Here is a 16,489-nt window from a genome sequence, read left to right on the forward strand (position 1 = left end):
CCGAAGGCTGCGATCTTTTGATCTTGTTGTTAAAAAGCCAAATCAAAAGATCGCAGCCTTCGGCAGCTCCTACAGGACGGTGTTCAGTTCGCGAAGCGCCGGGCGATCAGATGATCGATCGACAACTTGCCCGGCCCGGTCGCCATCAGGTACAGCAACACCGCCGCCCAAGTGCCATGAGTCGGATAGGCATCCGGGTACACAAACAGCTGAATGGTCAGGGTCATGGCCAACAGTGCCAGCGCCGAAAATCGCGTGGCGAAACCGATCAGGATCAGCATCGGAAAGAAGTGCTCGGCGAACGCCGCCATGTGCGCAGCAATTTCGGGCGACAGCAGCGGCACGTGGTATTCGCTCTGGAACAGCGGAATCGTCGAGTCGGCCAGACGCGGCCAGCCCAGTTGAAATGTGCCGTCGACCAAGTCGATGGCCAATCCCTCGACCTTGGTTTGCCCGGACTTCCAGAACACCGCCGCAATTGAAAAACGCGCAATCAAGGCGATCAGGCTGTGGGGGATTTTTTCCAGCAGCGCGATGGCGCCGACGATCAGGTTGTTCATGGCAATTCCTTGTTGTTCAAATCACAGATGGCGTTGTGCGCGATCATCAACCCGAGGGTTTGCGCGAGATCGAAGGGCGGGCTGCTTTCTGCCGCCAGCAGCAGTGACTGGCCTTCGCTCAGGTGGCGGATGAACACGCTGGCGCCGGGTTCGATGGCAAACACTTCAACATCGAGATGGTTGCGCAGCACCAATGCCTGCTGTCCCTGCTGCAAATCGATGCCCGCGAGGCTGTTCTGCCGCTGGTGCGCTGCCCAGATCGCAACCACCGGCCAAGTTGAATCGAGCAGGTGCACGGACGGGTGCAGCTCGACGCTCAGCGTGCTCAGGGTTTGCGGATGGGCGAGTGCGGCCGTGATTTCTTCTGGTCGGACTGGCGACGCGTCGGCGGCGTGATAGGCACGCGTGCGCAGCTGTTCAAGACGCGCGACGTCGGCCAGATACGGCACGCTGGAGGCCGGTTTGAACGCGGCAATGAAGTCGGCAAAGTCTTGGCCGTAACGGCTCATCAAAGGACTTTGTGGTGGTTGGGCCTGAACGAACATGGCCGCCATCGCGCCAAAGAACGCTTCGCCGACCAATTGCAAGACCACCGGATAACTCTCGGCCAAGGCGTTGATCAACGAACTCTGCACGTTGTTGCGATACACCGCGAATCGACTGGCGGGATCGGCACCGTTGGCGCTGCACAAGCCTTCGGGGCAGGGCGAGTGCACATCGAGCAGGGCCGCAGCAAATGCCGCTTGGCTGCTCATGGTCGACTCCCGGCCAACATCAGCAACTCGTCTGCTTGATGCGCCTCGGCCAGCAGAACGTCAAATGCTGGAAGCTGATTGTCACGCTCGATCAGCGTCGCCACCGGGCCGGTGCGCTGCAGTGCTTGCCGGTACAACCGCCAGACGGCTTGATCGATCGGCGCACCATGATCGTCGATGAGCAGACGGTCGCCGAGGCTGTCGCAATCCTCGGCGAACCCCGCCAAATGAATTTCACCGACCGCATGCAGCGGCAACGCATCGAGATAGGCCAGTGGGTCGCGCTGATGATTGATGCACGACACATAGACGTTGTTCACGTCGAGCAACAGGCCACAGCCACTGCGGCGGATCACTTCCTGGATGAAGTCGGGTTCGTCGTAGGTCGAACGCTGGAACCCGAGATACGTCGCCGGGTTTTCCAGCAACATTGGCCGTTTGAGGGCGTTCTGCACTTGGTCGATGTGCGCGCAGACGCGGTTCAGCGTCGGCGTGTCGTAGGCCAGTGGCAGCAGGTCATTGAGAAACACCGGGCCATGGCTCGACCACGCCAGGTGTTCGGAAAAGGACTGGGGTTGATAGCGCTCGAGCAGTCCGGCCAGGCGTTTGAGGTGCTGTTGATCCAGCGCCCCTTCGCCGCCGATGGACAGACCGACACCGTGCAGTGACAACGGATACTGCTGGCGAATCAAACCCAAAAAGTGATGAAACGGGCCTCCGTCGACCATGTAGTTTTCGGCGTGGACCTCAAAGAAACCGATGTCCGGCTGGCAACCGAGCACTTCACGAATGTGCCCGGTCTTGAGCCCCAGCCCCGCCCTCGGCGGGAGTTCGGTGCGGACTGCCTGAGTGCCGGGGAGGGTGGCGCGGTGAGTTGTAAACATGATCGTCACTCAGGCAGACCAACGATCAGGACTTGGCTTTGAAGGCTTCCATCTGACCGAAACCGGTCGGCGAGGTCTTGCTTTCGGTGGTTGCGCAGGTGCCTTTCGGAACGAGTTTCCAGGCGTTGGCCTGGAAGTCCATTTTCGCCGTGCCGGCACAGGTGGTGCCGGCACCGGCGGCGCAATCGTTGTGGCCTTTCATGGCCACGCCGAAGCATTTTTCCATGTCATCAGCTGCGTGGGCGGTGGAGACAGCGGCGATGCTCAGGGCAGAACCAAGGGCCAGAACCAGGGCGGTGGCGGACAGGGTGCGAGTGGTAGCAGTCATGATGTTTCTCCAGTGTCAGTCAGGGTTTTTACAAGCGTTTTTTGCGCTTGCTTACCCCTCTAGAGAAAGCTCATGGCGATGCGTTACAGCCCGCTCATAATCTTTTTGGAAAAACGCAAAACCCTGTAGGAGTGAGCTTGCTCGCGATGGCGTTTGCCGATGTTGAATGACACGACGCCATCGCGAGCAGGCTCACTCCTACAGGGGATTTTTGGAGAATCTGAAAATCGTGCAGACACAAAAAAACGGCCCGAAGGCCGTTTTTTTGTTGGGCGAAATCCATCAACCGCCGAGGTACGCCTCGCGCACTTTCGGGTCGGTCAGCAGGGCTTCACCGGTGCCTTGCATGACCACGCGGCCGTTCTCCAGAACGTAGGCGCGGTCGGCGATTTTCAACGCCTGGTTGGCATTCTGCTCGACCAGGAACACCGTCACCCCGTCCTTGCGCAGCTGTTCGATGATGTCGAAAATCTGCTGGATGATGATCGGTGCCAGGCCCAGGGACGGTTCGTCGAGCAGCAGCAGTTTCGGCTTGCTCATCAGCGCACGGCCAATGGCGAGCATTTGCTGTTCGCCGCCGGACATGGTGCCGCCGCGCTGGGCAAAACGTTCTTTCAGTCGTGGGAAAAGTCCGAGAACCTTGTCCATCTGTTCCTGATAGTCGCCCTTGTCGGTGAAAAATCCGCCCATGGCGAGGTTTTCTTCAACGGTCAGACGGGCAAACACCCGACGACCTTCCGGCACCACGGCGATGCTTTTGCGCATGATCTGCGACGAGTCCTGGCCGACCAGTTCCTCACCCATGTAGCGGATGCTGCCGCTGTGCGCTTGCGGCGAACCGCAGAGCGTCATCAGCAGCGTGGACTTGCCGGCACCGTTGGCGCCGATCAGCGTCACGATCTCGCCCTGACGGACTTCGACGTTGACGCTGTGCAGGGCCTGGATCTTGCCGTAGAAGGTGGAAACGTTTTCGAACTGCAGCATTTACGCTTCCCCCAGGTAGGCTTTGATCACTTCAGGATTATCGCGGATCTGTTCCGGCGTGCCGTCAGCCAGAGGCGTGCCCTGGTTGATCACGACGATGTGGTCGGAAATGCTCATGACCAGTTTCATGTCGTGTTCGATCAACAGCACGGTGACGTTGTGCTCTTCACGCAGCACGCTGATCAGCGCCTTGAGGTCTTCGGTTTCCTTCGGGTTCAGGCCGGCGGCCGGTTCGTCGAGCATGAGGATCCGTGGACGGGTCATCATGCAGCGAGCGATTTCCAGACGCCGTTGCTGACCGTAGGCCAAGGTGCCGGCGGTACGGTTAGCGAACTCTTTGAGGTTGACCTTTTCCAGCCAGTACTCGGCAAACTCCATGGCCTCGCGTTCGCTTTTGCGGAACGCCGGGGTCTTGAACAGGCCAGACAGGAAGTTGGTGTTCAGGTGACGATGCTGGGCGATCAACAGGTTCTCGACCGCCGTCATGTCCTTGAACAAGCGCACGTTCTGGAACGTGCGCACCACGCCTTTGAGGGCGATCTTGTGGCCCGGCAAACCCTGAATCGGCTCGCCGTCGAGCAGGATGCTGCCGCCGGATGGCTTGTAGAAACCGGTCAGGCAGTTGAACACGGTGGTCTTGCCCGCGCCGTTCGGCCCGATCAGTGCAACCACTTGTTTCTCTTTGACGGTCAGGGCCACGCCGTTGACCGCCAGCAAGCCGCCGAAGCGCATGCTCAGGTTTTCGACTTTAAGGATCTCGCGGCTCATTTTCGCAACTCCATGTGTGGGCGTTGCATCGGCAGCAGACCTTGTGGACGCCAGATCATCATCAACACCATCAGGGCACCGAACATCAACATGCGGTACTCGCTGAACTCACGCATCATTTCCGGCAACAGGATCATCACCACGGCTGCGAGAATCACGCCCAGTTGTGAGCCCATGCCACCCAATACGACGATGGCGAGGATGATCGCCGACTCGATGAAGGTGAACGATTCCGGGGTCACCAGACCCTGACGGGCGGCGAAGAAGCTACCGGCGAAACCGGCGAATGCAGCGCCTAGGGTGAACGCGGAGAGCTTGATGATCGTCGGATTCAGACCCAGTGCACGGCACGCGATTTCATCTTCACGCAGCGCTTCCCACGCACGGCCGATCGGCATGCGCAGCAGGCGGTTGATGACGAACAGCGCCGCCAGCGCCAGCAACAGGGCGACCAGGTAAAGGAAGATGACCTTGTTGATCGAGTTGTATTGCAGGCCGAAATACTCGTGGAAGGTTTGCATGCCTTCCGCGGCTTTGCGTTCGAAGGTCAGACCGAAGAACGTCGGCTTCTCGATGTTGCTGATGCCATTCGGGCCGCCGGTGATGTCGGTCAGGTTACGCAGGAACAGACGGATGATCTCACCGAAACCGAGCGTCACGATCGCCAGATAGTCACCACGCAGACGCAACACCGGGAAGCCCAGCAGGAAGCCGAACGTCGCCGCCATCAGGCCGGCAATCGGCAGGCAGATCCAGAAGCTCAGGCCGTAGTAGTGCGACAGCAGCGCGTAGCTGTAGGCGCCGACGGCGTAGAAGCCGACGTAACCGAGGTCGAGCAGACCGGCCAGACCGACGACGATATTCAGGCCGAGGCCAAGCATCACGTAGATCAGGATCAGCGTCGCGATGTCCACCGCGCCACGGGAGCCGAAGAACGGCCACACCAGCGCCACCAGGATCAGCGCAATGATGAAATAGCGCTGGGTGGTTGGCAGGGTCAGGAAGTTGCTCGCCTTGGCCGGGATCAGCGGCAGGCCCGGCGACGAACGCCAGGCTTTGCTGATCTGCTGATTGAACAGCACGCGCAGGAACATCAGCACCGAACAGATGGCGATGGTCGCCAGTACGGCCGGGCTGGTGTTGTGCACTTCCAGGTTGATGCCGACGATGGTCAGTTTCAGACCGAGTACCGGGTAGGCCACAGCCCACACCAGCAAAGCGCTGAACAGCGCCTGTTTAAGATTCCTAGTCATACTTTCTCAACCTCCGGACGGCCCAGAATGCCGGTCGGACGGAACAACAGCACCAGAACCAACAAGCCGAAAGCCACGACGTCCTTGTACTGGTCACCGAAGATATCGGCGCCAAACGCTTCCGCCACCCCAAGCACCAAGCCGCCGAGCATGGCGCCAGGGATGCTGCCGATGCCGCCGAGTACCGCTGCGGTGAAGGCTTTGAGGCCGACGAGGAAACCGGCGTTCGGGTTGATCACGCCGTATTGCATGCTCAGCAGCACGGCCGCAACGGCTGCCAGCGCGGCACCAATGACGAAGGTCAGGGCGATGATGTTGTTGGTGTTGATGCCGAGCAGGTTGGCCATCTTGATGTCTTCGGCGCAGGCGCGGCAGGCGCGACCCAGGCGAGAGCGGGAGATGAACAGCGTCAGGCCGAGCATGGCGATCACTGTCACCACGAACACCACGATTTGCATGTAGGAAATCAGCACTTCTTGTGCACCACCTGGGCCGAAGGCAAGGTTGCCCGGAATCAGGTTGGGGATAGCTTTGTCCTTGGAGTCTTGCGCCAGCAGAACCGTGTTCTGCAGGAAGATCGACATACCGATCGCGGAAATCAGCGGGATCAGACGGTTGCTGCCGCGCAGGGGGCGGTAGGCGATCCGTTCGATGCTGTAACCATAGGAACTGGTGACGACGATGCTGGCGATAAACGCTGCGGTCATCAACAGCGGGACACTGTCGAGTCCCATCATGGTCAACCCGGCAATGGCGATGAACGCCACGTAGGAGCCGATCATGTACACCTCGCCGTGGGCGAAGTTGATCATTCCAATGATGCCGTAGACCATCGTGTAGCCGATGGCGATCAAGGCATACATGCTGCCAACGTTCAGGCCGTTAACCAGCTGTTGGAAGAAGTGATAGATGTCAGGCATTACAGCGCTCCTAAAAACCTGATACGCATTTCACTGGTGGAGTCATTTTCCCGCCCGGCCCCGTGGATCTATATCCACTTCGAATCCGGGTTTTGCCAGCGAACCGCTGATGACGGTTTTGAGATTTTCAGGTGGGGAGACTGGCGGATCACGCCAGCGCGGCCCATTACATTCGTAAAACAAAGCCCACGGCACGCCGTGGGCTTTATTGGCAGTCAGTCAGGCAGCGCCTTACTGAGGCGATACTTCAGTTTTAGGCTTGCCGTTGTGCCACTCGTAGACCACGAATTTGAAGTCTTTGAGGTCGCCCTTGGCGTCGAAGCTCAGGTCGCCAGTCGGGGTCTTGAAGGTCCCGGCGTGGATGGCTTCAGCCACTTTGGTCGCGTCTTCGGACTTGGCTGCCTTGATGCCTTCGGCAATCACTTCAACCGCCGAGTAGGACGGGAACACGAACGGACCGCTCGGGTCTTCTTTCTTCGCTTTGAAAGCATCGGCCAGGGCGATGTTGGCTGGATCCTGGTCGAAGGATTTCGGCAGGGTCACCAGCAGGCCTTCGGACGCATCCTTGGCGATCTGGGTGATCGAGTCGTTACCCACGCCTTCCGGACCCATGAACTTGGCTTTCAGGCCTTTTTCCTGGGCTTGACGCAGGATCAGACCCAGCTCCGGGTGGTAGCCGCCGTAGTAAACGAAATCGACGTTGGCTTGCTTGAGCTTGGCGATGATCGCCGAGAAGTCTTTGTCGCCGGCGTTGACGCCTTCGAACACGGCAACCTTGGTGCCTTTCTTCTCGAGGGTCGATTTCACTGCGGTAGCGATGCCTTCACCGTACTGCTGCTTGTCGTGCAGGACGCCGACAATTTTCGGCTTCACGTGGTCGGCAATGTAGTTACCGGCGGCAGGGCCCTGGGCGCTGTCCAGACCGATGGTGCGGAAGACCATTTTGTAACCACGGGCGGTGATGTCCGGGCTGGTGGCAGCCGGGGTGATCATGATCACGCCTTCGTCTTCGTAGATGTCCGAAGCCGGTTGAGTGGAGCTGGAGCACAGGTGACCGACCACGAACTTGACGCCGTCGTTGACGACCTTGTTCGCAACGGCTACCGCTTGTTTCGGATCGCAGGCATCGTCGTATTCAACGGCTTCGAGTTTCTTGCCGTCGACGCCGCCCTTGGCGTTGATTTGCTCGATGGCCATTTTCGCGCCACTGAACTGCATGTCGCCGTATTGGGCTACTGGACCGGTCTTGGGACCGGCGATACCGATTTTGATGGTGTCAGCTGCGAACGAATGGCTGGCAACCCCGGCCAGAACCATAGCGGCAAACAGTTTGGAAATCTGCTTAGTAGCCTTAGTCATAGTGCTCCACTCTTACTGTTGTATTTTTTTAGAGTCCTGGCGCCGTAGCAGCAGAACCGGGTCAGATATCTTTGCGATACCCTCCGGAAATGCCCCCGGCAACTGTACCGGTACAGTGTAGAGCGCCGGTTGTTAGCCTGGGAAGCGGGCGCCGAGGGGCAAAACTTGGGGGTGTCGCATTTTTGAATGAAAAAGACAGAATTGCGGCGGGGCGTTCGTGGGCATATATCCCAATCAGCAGCATTCCTTGGCGTTCCTGCTCTTTTCGTTCGGTGAAGCGATTTGCAACCGGGTTTTTCTGGCGGACCACCGACGTTATCATTCGCGTCGATTTCTTTTTCCGGACAGCGCCCATGAATCAAGAACCTAGCACCCTCTATGCCAAGCTGCTTGGTGAAACCGCATCTATTACCTGGAAGGAGTTGGAGCCGTTCTTCGCCAAGGGTGCCCTATTGTGGGTCGACCCTGCGCTGGATCTGATCGCTGCCGCTGAGGCCGTGGCCTCGGATGAGGGCGAGAAAGTGGCTGCCTGGCTGGCCGAAGACAAAGTCGCCAAGCTGTCTGAAACGCGGGCGCTGGATATTTTCGAACGTGATCCGGCGCTGTGGGCGGTGGTGGTTTCGCCGTGGATTCTGATCCAGGAAAGGGCAGCCACTTCAGACGTTGCACCTTGATGGTGCGCGCGGTCGTCAGCGAAAAGTGTGTAGCGGAGTAGCGTGATGGCACGTTGCCGTAGAGAAACACCCCAAGCGAGGGTGGCATCACGGTGACGTAAACGTAACGGGAACAGTTGAGTAAGCAGCCTGAGGGCTGCTTAATTGTTTCTGGATATGATCGTTCCCACGCTCCGCGTGGGAATGCATCAATGGACGCTCTGCGTCCGCGTTGGGACGCAGAGCGTCCCGGGCGGCATTCCCACGCAGAGCGTGGGAACGATCGTGGGAGCGAGCTTGCTCGCGAAGGGGACGACTCGGTTCTTGATCAGACCGAGAACGACTTCCCGGTATGGTTATTCAGGGAAATAACCTTGGTCTTGCCAATCCGGTGACGATAGATCTCGCGCAGGTACTTGATCGACTTCTTCACGCAATCCCGTGACAGACGAATGTCGTTGATCGAGACAAACTTCTCTTTGTCGTTGATCAGCTCGCGGTACTTCTTCTCGTACATCGGCTTGATCGCGTACCAGTTGGTGTCAAGGATCTTCGCCGGGTTTTCGAACTCGTTGAGCAGGTCGTCGATGCGGTCTTCGTCGAATTCTTCGTTGATGATGAAATCGAGGATCGAGTTGTCCAGGGTCTCGTCGAAACGGTACGGGTTCTTCGCGAAGCAGCGCTTGATGAACGCGACGATCAAAGTCAGGAAGTCGTCCGACAGGCACGGGCTCTTCGCGATCAACGTGGTCAGCGACAGGTTGGCCGAAGCACCGATCACCAGCGCATAGCGCTTGAGCGTGGTGTTGGGGAACAGGCTGTTGAGGTGGGTCTTCAACCGGTTCAGGTCCATGTACGACAGCTTGTAGTCTTTCGGCAGCGAAACGATCGAGACCACCGATGAGCAATTCTTGAAGAAATGCAGGTCGTGCAGCGCTGCAGCGTCGTAGCCGGAATTCTTGTATTGCTCAAGCGAAGCGCGATAGCGCTTGGACTCGATCGGCAACAGGCTGATGCCTTCGATCGCCTGCGTGACTTTGTTGAAGTGCGGCAGGTCGATCGAGCGGAAGAACAGATCATCGATGTTCAGGCGCTGCGGCTCTTTGTCGAACACCTTGAATTTGTCGCTGCTCGGTGGCGGCGTTTCCGGCACTACCGATTCGGCGTAGGCAATCGCCACCGGGCCGGCCAGACTCATGAACAGGTCGTTGGCGTCGAGGCGAATGGTTTCGCCGATGTCGATGCCGGCGCGGCGGAAATAGTTCTGGTCGTAGTCAGTGGTGACTGCCTGCGCCGTCAGAATGTTGAAGATCTGCTGCGAGATGTACTGGTTGGCGTGCTTCTCCATCGCATTGACATCAATGTTCTGGATATTGCCGTCATCGCTCTCTTCGGCGTAACGCATGATGTCGTTGGAGATCAGCATCATCGCGTTCCATGGGCGGATACGGCCCATGACGCTGGCTTCGCTGCTGTCTTCATTGGCGAAGTTGTAGGAGAAATCCCATTCTTCCGAAAGGTATTTGCACAGCAGGCGACCGGCGTTGATGTGCAGCGCCTCGGACATTTCGCTGCGGTGATCGGAAATGTTCGGCAGCACGCAGATGCCGCTGGTGAAGATCGGCTCGAACACGAACGAATGACCGCTCTTGCCGTCATGCTCGTCCATCGGTTTGGTGTCGAACGTCTTGTTCATGTACGAGTGCTGCTGGGCCAGGCCGAATTCCGAGGCCATGCCGGAACCGGTACCGCCGCCGGCACTGAAGATCGAGAAGTACAGACGCGACTGGTTGGCCTTGATGCCGCAGCTGTCGATCAGGTACGAGTGGATCATTTTCCAGTCCGGGCTGGAGAAGCGCTGGGTGTCCTTGTTGAGGATGATCTTCGCCAGATATTGGCCGAGGATCGGCGCGTTACCGGCGCCGCCGGCATGGACTTCGGACAAGTCCATGATCTTCATTTTGCTGTAGTCGCGCAGGAAGCCACTTTTCTCGCCCTTGCGCGAAAAACGGATGCGCCCGGCGATGTCTTTGTCGAGGTCGCCAAGCATCACCAGCGGTTCCACCAGAAACACCGGTTTGCTTGCCTTGTTGTTACCGATGCGCAGGTTGTTCTTGATCCACTGCGCCGGGCTGTAGCCCTTGTCGGCGGAGCGTCGGTCACTTGCCGGGCGATCTTCGTTGTTGAATTCGTTGAGGTAGAACTTGCGCGCGTTGTACACCAACTCCGCCACGTCGAGGGCGATGTTCGAGCCGCAGCGACCGAGGCCGATCAGGCACACCGACGGAAATTCCTGATCGTTGTGCTGTTCGTTATCGCCTTCCAGGTGCGGTGGGCGTGGAAACACCAGGTCGCGCAGGCCGTCGAGGTTGTCGAGGATGCGGTCGGTATTGGTTTCGGTGAAGTACAGGTATTGCTGGGTCGACAACGGGCGCGACGGAACCGATGGCTTTGAAGACGACGGGCTGTTGGCGGCGGGGCTCAGCGTCAGATCGGCTACCGCTGTGGCGGGATTGTTTTTAGAAGTCATTGTGCGCCATATACCTGGACTGGGTCGGCTCGCGGGCCAGGTGCCGGCGAACCTCACGGAATAAGATCTCGCGTCTTTTTTGCGCGAATTGAGCCCGAGCGCCAGGGTTTTAGCCTGATTGTCGCAGGGGGGAATCCTTTCCTGATCGTTGATAAATCGGCCATTATTCGGCGATCTTTAATCGAAAAGAGGCAAAATGATGTCAACGCTACCTTCGTTGGGGTTCGCCGGAATCGGTCTGATGGGCCTGCCCATGTGCCGGCGTCTGTTGGCAGCGGGCTACCCGCTGACCGTGTGGAATCGCAACCCGGCCAAGTGCGCGCCACTGGTCGAAGCCGGTGCCCGGCAGGTGGCGACAGCGGCTGAACTATGCGAGCACGCCGACGTGGTGATGTTGTGCCTGGCCGATACGGCGGTGGTGCGTGAAGTGGTGTTTGGTTCGGCCGGTATCGCCGAAGGGGCGAAAAAAGGCCAGTTATTGGTGGATTTTTCCAGCCTTGAACCGACCGCTACCCGTGAGATGGCGACCGAGCTGGCGCAGAAAACGGGGATGAGCTGGATGGACTCCCCGGTGTCCGGCGGCGTGGTTGGCGCCGAGGCGGGCAGTCTGGCGATTATGGTCGGTGGCGATGCGGCGGATCTTGAGCGGGTGCGCCCGGTATTGCTCAACCTCGGTCAACGGGTCACGCACATGGGCAGCATCGGCGCGGGTCAGGTGACCAAGGCCTGCAATCAAATGATCGTCGCCTGCAATGCGCTGGTGATTGCCGAGGTGGTGGCGTTGGCCGAGCAGGCGGGTGTCGATGCCAGTCTGATCGCCGAAGCCTTGGCCGGGGGCTTTGCCGATTCGAAACCGTTGCAGATCCTCGCCCCGCAAATGGCCGAGAGCCGTTTCGAGCCGATCAAGTGGCACGTGCGCACGCTGCTCAAGGATCTGGATACAGCGGTGAAATTCTCTCGCGAACAGGGTTCAGCCACGCCGATCAGCGGATTGGCCGCACAGTTGATGCGCCTGCATGGGGCGCAGGGTTTCTTGGCGAAGGATCCAGCGACGCTGGTGCAAATGTACCGCGCGCCAGAATCAGCGGATTGACCGAATGTGAATGTTTGCGCTGATTGATTTCTTCCAGCACCGGAACCAGTTCCTCCAGTGGCACCGGACGACTGAGCAGATAACCCTGGATGAAATCGCAGCCCGATCGCTCGAGAAATTCGTACTGCTCCAGGCTTTCCACGCCTTCGGTCACCACCTGCAAATGCAGGGTGTGGGCCATGACGATGATCGCCTGGACGATCTCCATGTCCGCCGTGGCTTTGGGGATGTCGAGGATGAACGAGCGGTCGATCTTCAGCGTGTTGAGCGGCAGGCGCTTGAGGTAGGCCAGCGACGAATAACCGGTGCCGAAGTCATCGATCGACAGCGACACGCCGAGGGCGCGAATCTGCCGCAATAGCACCAGGGTGTTGGCGATATTGCCCATCAGCGCGTTTTCCGTGACTTCCAGCTCCAGCCGCTCCGGTGCCACGCCGGCAGTGCGCAAGGCGCTTTCGATTTCGTCGGCGAGTTCTTCCCGGGCGAGGTTCAGCGGCGAGCAATTCCAGGCGATTTTCAACTCGTCGCAGCCATGCCGTGACAATTCGCCGAGGTCCTTGCAGGCCTTGCGCAGCACCCAGTTGTCCAGTTCGGCGATCAGCCCGTTAGTCTCGGCGATCGCAATAAAACGGTCGGGTGCGAGCAGACCGTGCACGGGATGCTGCCAGCGGATCAGCGCTTCGAGCTTGGTCACTCGGCCGGTTTTCAGTTCATAGATCGGCTGGTAGTAGAGCATCAGGCCGTTTTCTGCGCGCAAGGCGTGGCGCAGTTCTTCTTCCAGTTGCAGCTCCATGCTGGCGCGGGTCTTCATGTTCGAACTGAAAAAATGCAGGCCGTTACGCCCGGCACCCTTGGATTGGTACAGCGCCAGATCGGCGTGTTTGAGCAGTTCGTCGCAGGTCGTGCCGTCCTCGGGATACAGGCTGATGCCGATGCTGGTGGTCATCACCATGCGCCGCCCCGCGAGTTCGATGGGCTCCTTCATTTTCAGCATGATGCGTTGCGCCATGTTGCGCGCTTCTTCGCGATCCCGCAGGCCGATGAGGATGCAGAATTCGTCACCGCCAAAGCGTGCGACCACGTCTTCATGGCTGCGCACCGAGCCCTTGATGTGATCGGCGATGACTTTGAGCAAGGCGTCGCCGGCATCGTGGCCGAGGCTGTCGTTGATGCGTTTGAAGTGATCGATGTCGAGAAACATCACCGCGAGCATGCCGCCTTCGCTGGCTTTCTGGCTGAGCTTCTCGGCGAAGATCTGGTTGAACCCGCGACGGTTGATCAGGTTGGTCAGGGCGTCGTAGTTGGCCACTTGTTGCAACGACATGCGCGCCTGATCGAGTTGGCTGAGCAGGGCGTTGACCCGGCGCAGGTCACGCTCTTTGTTCTGCAGTTTTTTGTCGGCCAGTGCCGCACTGATCGCGCTGCCGAGAATTAGCAAGATGATCAACGCAACGGTCAGGCCCAATTGCAGATGGCTGGTTTCGCTGGTGATTGCCGCCGTGCTGCCTTCGGGCAAGACCAGATGCAACGCCGCCATGCCGGTGAAGTGCATGCTGAAGATGCCGGCGCCGAGAATCAGCGCGGCGCTGTACTTGAGCATCTGATGAAACAGGCCGCTGCCTTCGCGCAAATAACCCGCCACCCACAGCGCGGCGAAACTGGCGCCGATGGCAATGGCAATCGACAACAGGAACAGGCCGGGTTGGTAATAGGCGGTGGCGCTCGATTGCATGGCCGCCATGCCGACGTAATGCATGCCGGCAATGCCCAGGCCGATGACCAGAGCGGTCTTCAGATACAGCACCAGGCTCGGCTGCGCTTCGCTTAGCGTATGCATCGCCAGCCATGAAGCGAGCAGGGCAATCAGTAGGGAGAACAGGGTGATTGGCAGGTCGTACTGGATGTCGATCGGCGCCTGAAACGCCAGCATGCCGATGAAATGCATGGCCCAGATGCCGCCGGCCAGACAGGTCGCGCCGATCCAGCGCCACAATCGCTGCGAACCAGGGTCTTCGGCATGACCGACCCGCTCGGCCATGTCGAGGGTGGCAAAACTCGCCGCGCAAGCGACCAGGTAGGCCACCAGCACCAGCAAGGGATTATGTGTGCAGTCGAGAATGACCTGCCCGCTCTCCGGCAGCTCGGTAACAAATTGCAGACCAAGCCACTCCATAGCATGCCCCATTTCTGAAGTCGTCCTTACTGCGCGGTCAGCGCAGGCGAATGACAGGAGTATAGAGGCGCTTTTTGCAGTGGAATGGGTAGTGGCACATTGGCGCTAATGATTTCGGCATTAGCGTCATAGCGATTGGCGCTAAAGGCTTAAGCGATCTGTTCGAATGGGATTTGCGCCCAGTCTGGTTGCAGTGGTGGCAGGCCGAAGCGTGCGCGGGCCTTGTCGCAATCGACATTCTGCTCGCCGTTTTCCCAGGACGACTCGAATTCCCGGCAGGGGCTGGAGCGCAGCTCATAAATCGAGCACTTCACCTCGCTGCCGACTTCGCCGACCAACGCCGTGCAACGCGGCGATTTGCAGTCGGTGCCGTTCATCGCCACTCGGCTGGGGCTGATTTGCGTGACCAGGTCATCGGGCACCGTGCCACCGGAGGAAGCGCACTCACCCCAGAAAAAAGACACGCGAAAATGGGAACAGCAGGCACCGCAATTCAGACACGGACTGACTTCGGACATGGGCGAGGGTATCAAAGGGATTGATCGAAAGATCCGGACGGATCCGGCGGCCATTCTAGGCTTTGCCGCAGACTTGGGAAGGGGGGCGCGAAACTATTTTTTTGTGCCAAGGTTTTGCCACAAAAGCCCCGGTTTTCGGGGGATTGCAGACTTATCAAGGGCTTACGTTTCTTTACATTGCCATGGCCCGATATCAGGCAGACGAATGATCACAGACAGCTTCCGACGGGCTGACTAGATTGCAGGTTCCGGGCTCGGATGCGTTGGCAGTGAAGCCCCATAACAATAAAGAGACGGACCCATGCAGAACTCGACCCAAGCGGCGAATGCCTGGCGCATTCTGTTCCTGCTGTTCCTCGCCAACCTGTTCAACTTCTTCGACCGCACCATTCCAGCGATCATCATCGAACCGATCCGCATGGAATGGCACCTCAGCGACTTTCAATTGGGCATCGTTGGTACCGCGTTTACCATCGTTTATGCCATCGCCGGCCTGCCGCTGGGGCGGATGGCCGACACCGGTTCGCGCAGCAAACTGATGGGCTGGGGCCTGGCGACGTGGAGTGCGCTGACCGCCGTCAACGGTCTGGTCGGCAGCTTCTGGAGCTTTTTGATCGTGCGCATGGGCATCGGCATCGGCGAGGCCAGTTATGCACCGGCGGCCAACTCGCTGATCGGTGATTTGTTCCCGGCCCACCGTCGGGCGCGGGCCATGGGCATTTTCATGCTCGGTCTGCCGCTGGGGCTGTTGCTGGCCTTCTTCACTATCGGCGCGATGGTCAAGGCGTTCGACAGCTGGCGCGCGCCGTTCTTCATTGCGGCGGTGCCGGGGCTGATTCTGGCGATCTTCATGTTCTTCATTAAGGAACCGAAGCGCGGCGCGGCGGAAACCGTGCAAGTCTCGCAGGAGAAAGTCGACAAACCGATCCGCCGAATTCTCGCGGTGCCAACCTTTCTGTGGTTGGTGATGGCCGGGCTGTGCTTCAACTTCGCGACCTACGCCTGCAACTCGTTTCTGGTGCCGATGCTGCAGCGCTATTTCCTCATGCCGTTGCAGGAAGCGGCCGTGGCGACCGGTGTAATCGTTGGCGTGACCGGTTTGGTCGGGTTGACCTTGGGTGGCTTGATCGCCGACAAGATTCACCAGCGCGTGGCGAATGGACGGCTGTTGTTCGCGGCGTTCAGTCTGATTATTTCAACGCTGTGCACCGCGTGGGCGCTGCATTCAGGACGCATCGAGATTGGCGTGTTTGTCGCGGTGTTCAGTGTCGGCTGGCTGTTTGCCTACAACTTCTACACCTGCGTGTACACGGCGATTCAAGACGTGGTCGAGCCGCGCCTGCGGGCCACGGCGATGGCGCTGTTCTTCGCCGGGTTGTATTTGTTGGGCGGTGGTTTGGGGCCGGTGGTGGTCGGTGGTTTGTCGGATCACTTCGCGCACACGGCGATGCTGGCGGCGGGGGCTGAGCAAATGACCGAGGCCTTCAAGGCAGTCGGGCTGCATGACGCGATGTACCTGATTCCGGTGGCGCTGTTTTTGACCATGGTGTTTCTGTTTCTGGCGGCGCGGTGTTTTGTGCGCGATGCACAGCGGATGAAGGAGGGGCTGGTGGCGGTGGTTGAGCCAGAGATTGCAGCGGCGACTGCTTAAGATCAAAAGATCGCAGCCTTCGGCAGCTCCTACATGGGAATGCGGTTCCTGTAGGAGCTG

At 59.0% G+C, this 16,489-nt stretch carries 15 protein-coding genes; 3 read left to right on the top strand and 12 right to left on the bottom strand.

Annotated features, from left to right (window positions below; translation table 11 throughout):
- Positions 1-83 precede the first annotated feature (83 nt).
- From EJA71_RS21945 to EJA71_RS21985, 9 genes are all read right to left on the bottom strand, one after another.
- The gene (locus EJA71_RS21945; protein ID WP_158959629.1) at positions 84-560 is read right to left on the bottom strand and encodes a DoxX family protein; all 477 of its coding nucleotides are present in this window, start codon (positions 558-560) and stop codon (positions 84-86) included.
- On the bottom strand, positions 557-1,315 hold the full coding sequence (locus tag EJA71_RS21950) for a DUF2063 domain-containing protein (RefSeq protein ID WP_158959630.1): 759 nt from the start codon (positions 1,313-1,315) through the stop codon (positions 557-559). The genes EJA71_RS21945 and EJA71_RS21950 overlap by 4 nt, the downstream gene beginning before the upstream one ends.
- A complete protein-coding gene (locus tag EJA71_RS21955; protein WP_158959631.1) occupies positions 1,312-2,199 on the bottom strand; it encodes a DUF692 domain-containing protein in 888 nt (295 codons plus the stop codon). Before EJA71_RS21955 ends, EJA71_RS21950 begins: the two co-directional genes overlap by 4 nt.
- 25 nt (positions 2,200-2,224) lie before the next feature.
- A complete protein-coding gene (locus EJA71_RS21960; protein ID WP_158959632.1) occupies positions 2,225-2,527 on the bottom strand; it encodes a DUF2282 domain-containing protein in 303 nt (100 codons plus the stop codon).
- A 282-nt stretch (positions 2,528-2,809) separates the two neighbouring features.
- Positions 2,810-3,511: an ABC transporter ATP-binding protein gene (locus EJA71_RS21965; RefSeq protein ID WP_019580929.1), complete on the bottom strand. Its 702-nt coding sequence runs from the start codon at positions 3,509-3,511 to the stop codon at positions 2,810-2,812.
- On the bottom strand, positions 3,512-4,279 hold the full coding sequence (livG, locus tag EJA71_RS21970; RefSeq protein ID WP_027621149.1) for a high-affinity branched-chain amino acid ABC transporter ATP-binding protein LivG: 768 nt from the start codon (positions 4,277-4,279) through the stop codon (positions 3,512-3,514). It abuts the gene before it with no gap.
- Positions 4,276-5,532, bottom strand: coding sequence for a high-affinity branched-chain amino acid ABC transporter permease LivM (locus EJA71_RS21975; protein WP_093438700.1), 1,257 nt, complete (start codon positions 5,530-5,532; stop codon positions 4,276-4,278). The genes livG and EJA71_RS21975 overlap by 4 nt, the downstream gene beginning before the upstream one ends.
- A complete protein-coding gene (gene livH, locus EJA71_RS21980) occupies positions 5,529-6,452 on the bottom strand; it encodes a high-affinity branched-chain amino acid ABC transporter permease LivH (RefSeq protein ID WP_116028816.1) in 924 nt (307 codons plus the stop codon). The genes EJA71_RS21975 and livH overlap by 4 nt, the downstream gene beginning before the upstream one ends.
- 231 nt (positions 6,453-6,683) lie before the next feature.
- Positions 6,684-7,811 (bottom strand): branched-chain amino acid ABC transporter substrate-binding protein, encoded by a 1,128-nt coding sequence (locus EJA71_RS21985; RefSeq protein WP_007918518.1) that lies wholly within the window; start codon positions 7,809-7,811, stop codon positions 6,684-6,686.
- A 353-nt stretch (positions 7,812-8,164) separates the two neighbouring features.
- Here EJA71_RS21985 and EJA71_RS21990 point away from each other — a divergent pair, with 353 nt between their 5' ends.
- Positions 8,165-8,485 (top strand): DUF2288 domain-containing protein, encoded by a 321-nt coding sequence (locus EJA71_RS21990; RefSeq protein ID WP_158959633.1) that lies wholly within the window; start codon positions 8,165-8,167, stop codon positions 8,483-8,485.
- 307 nt (positions 8,486-8,792) lie between these two features.
- Here the strand turns inward: EJA71_RS21990 and EJA71_RS21995 are convergent, their stop codons facing one another.
- Complete coding sequence (locus EJA71_RS21995) at positions 8,793-10,994, bottom strand: hypothetical protein (protein WP_122591560.1); 2,202 nt, start codon at positions 10,992-10,994, stop codon at positions 8,793-8,795.
- Between the two features lie 196 nt (positions 10,995-11,190).
- Here EJA71_RS21995 and EJA71_RS22000 point away from each other — a divergent pair, with 196 nt between their 5' ends.
- Positions 11,191-12,087, top strand: coding sequence for an NAD(P)-dependent oxidoreductase (locus EJA71_RS22000; RefSeq protein WP_178113738.1), 897 nt, complete (start codon positions 11,191-11,193; stop codon positions 12,085-12,087).
- On the opposite strand, the gene EJA71_RS22005 is transcribed toward EJA71_RS22000, so the two are convergent.
- Together EJA71_RS22005 and EJA71_RS22010 are read right to left on the bottom strand one after the other, a co-directional pair.
- Entirely contained in the window at positions 11,978-14,260 is a 2,283-nt protein-coding gene (locus tag EJA71_RS22005; protein ID WP_158959636.1) for a bifunctional diguanylate cyclase/phosphodiesterase, read from the bottom strand. The two genes, EJA71_RS22000 and EJA71_RS22005, sit on opposite strands and share 110 nt — an antisense overlap.
- A gap of 149 nt (positions 14,261-14,409) precedes the next feature.
- A complete protein-coding gene (locus EJA71_RS22010; RefSeq protein ID WP_122591563.1) occupies positions 14,410-14,778 on the bottom strand; it encodes a YkgJ family cysteine cluster protein in 369 nt (122 codons plus the stop codon).
- Between the two features lie 301 nt (positions 14,779-15,079).
- Between EJA71_RS22010 and EJA71_RS22015 the strand changes: the two genes are divergently transcribed.
- On the top strand, positions 15,080-16,429 hold the full coding sequence (locus EJA71_RS22015) for an MFS transporter (RefSeq protein ID WP_158959635.1): 1,350 nt from the start codon (positions 15,080-15,082) through the stop codon (positions 16,427-16,429).
- Positions 16,430-16,489: the final 60 nt, after the last annotated feature.

This window comes from Pseudomonas sp. PB106 (assembly GCF_009764645.1).
Taxonomy (GTDB): domain Bacteria; phylum Pseudomonadota; class Gammaproteobacteria; order Pseudomonadales; family Pseudomonadaceae; genus Aquipseudomonas.